This is a genomic window from Paraburkholderia sp. RL18-085-BIA-A, assembly GCF_046027075.1.
Classification (GTDB): domain Bacteria; phylum Pseudomonadota; class Gammaproteobacteria; order Burkholderiales; family Burkholderiaceae; genus Paraburkholderia.
The window spans coordinates 1-1,547 of the sequence record NZ_JARESU010000406.1 but is presented as its reverse complement, the minus strand read 5'-3'; the positions used below and the strand labels follow the sequence as shown (position 1 = coordinate 1,547).

Annotated in this window: 3 protein-coding genes; all 3 read left to right on the top strand. The window is 61.3% G+C overall.

What is annotated here, in order from left to right; all coding sequences use genetic code 11:
• The coding region (locus tag P0D89_RS52820; RefSeq protein WP_408371123.1) for an SET domain-containing protein at positions 1–247 on the top strand (247 nt) is incomplete at its 5' end.
• A gap of 582 nt (positions 248–829) precedes the next feature.
• Positions 830–1,108 (top strand): HU family DNA-binding protein, encoded by a 279-nt coding sequence (locus tag P0D89_RS52815; RefSeq protein WP_408371125.1) that lies wholly within the window; start codon positions 830–832, stop codon positions 1,106–1,108.
• A gap of 16 nt (positions 1,109–1,124) precedes the next feature.
• A partial coding sequence (locus P0D89_RS52810) for a DUF1016 N-terminal domain-containing protein (protein WP_408371127.1) occupies positions 1,125–1,547 on the top strand: 423 nt, incomplete at its 3' end.

Genomic DNA, 1,547 nt, shown 5'->3' with positions numbered 1-1,547 from the left:
CGGCAGTGTCGGGGGCAACAGCGCCCGCTGGCTGAACCATTCCTGCCAGCCGAACTGCGAGGCGATTGAGGACGGGCGGGGGCGGGTTTTCATCGAGACGATCCGAGCGGTGAAACCGGGCGATGAGCTTTGTATCGCCTATGGACTCACGATCGATGAAGCGGTCACGCCCGAGTTAGTCGCCGACTATGCCTGTCGCTGCGGAGCCAAGCGGTGTACGGGGTCGATGCTGGCCATGGGGGGCTGATAGCAAGCGCCCCTGATGGACGCGTCCAGCTATTCTTTCGGGGTGGACCGGCGCCGGGAGGACCGAAAACGGGAACCAATGTGTTGGCTCATCGCCCGCAGTCGGTTGCAGTTCGCAATACCGTTTCCAGTTCTACTTCCGAGCCGCTGTTATTTTTCTTCAATGCACGAAGGCGGAAAGCAGTAGCCTGAGGATGGCGGCCTTGGTGTCCCGGACGCTGTCGGGTCGGCCGCGCAACATCAGCGCGGCAGCGTATCCTTCAGCGGCCTGGGCGGCACGCGCCAGCGGGGACGCGTGCCGCTTCTCTCAGGTTTTAGCTCATCCACGAATGGTCGAGTAATGTAAGTGTAATTCGCCGTCCGGTCCCGCATATAGGGAATCAACATGGTTGACACGCGCATTCTGCAGATTTGGAAAATCGCGGCAGCAGCCCGCGTAATGCCAGCGTCATTTTTTTACTTGCTGTGAAGCGCTAGGGCCTGCCCGAAAGCGCCGAACCAGGCGCGGGCAGTGCAGCCATTGCGCGTTGGTGCGTCGGTCGGGTAGGGTGACGCCATCAATGACCACAAATGGAAAATCATAATGAACAAGCAGGAACTGATAAATGCGGTCGCGGCGAAGACCGGTGACAGCAAGGTCGCGACGGGCGAAATGATTGACGCGGTGATCGCGGCAATCACTAGCGGGGTGACGGAAGGGAAGACAGTGCAGTTGGTTGGGTTCGGTTCGTTTTCCACCGGTGCACGTGCCGCGCGAGTCGGCCGCAATCCCGCCACCGGCGCCGAGATCCAGATTCCTGCCGCGAAGACTGTCAAGTTCACCGCGGGCAAGGCTTTCAAGGATGCAGTGAACGCCGGATGACTGGAACATGAGTGGCATGACGAACACAGAGCCAGCGGGCGCGGACTACGCAGCCTGGCTGACCGACCTGAAGGCGCGGGTGGCGAGCGCACGGCAACGTGCGGCGCTGGCTGTCAGTCGGGAACTGGTGCTGCTTTACTGGCAGATCGGCCAGGATATCGCGCAGCGACAGCAGGCTCAGGGGTGGGGCGCAAAGGTGATCGATCGCCTTGCCAGCGATTTGCGCTCGGCATTTCCCGACATGCGCGGTTTTTCCCCGCGCAACCTCAAGTACATGCGTGCGTTCGCGCAGGCGTGGCCAGATGGGGAATTTGTGCAGCAGGCTGCTGCACAATTGCCGTGGTTCCATCTGTGTACGCTGCTCGACAAACTGTCCACCCGCGAGGAGCGTGAGTGGTACGCAGCGAAGGCGGTCGAGCACGGCTGGTCGCGCAACGTA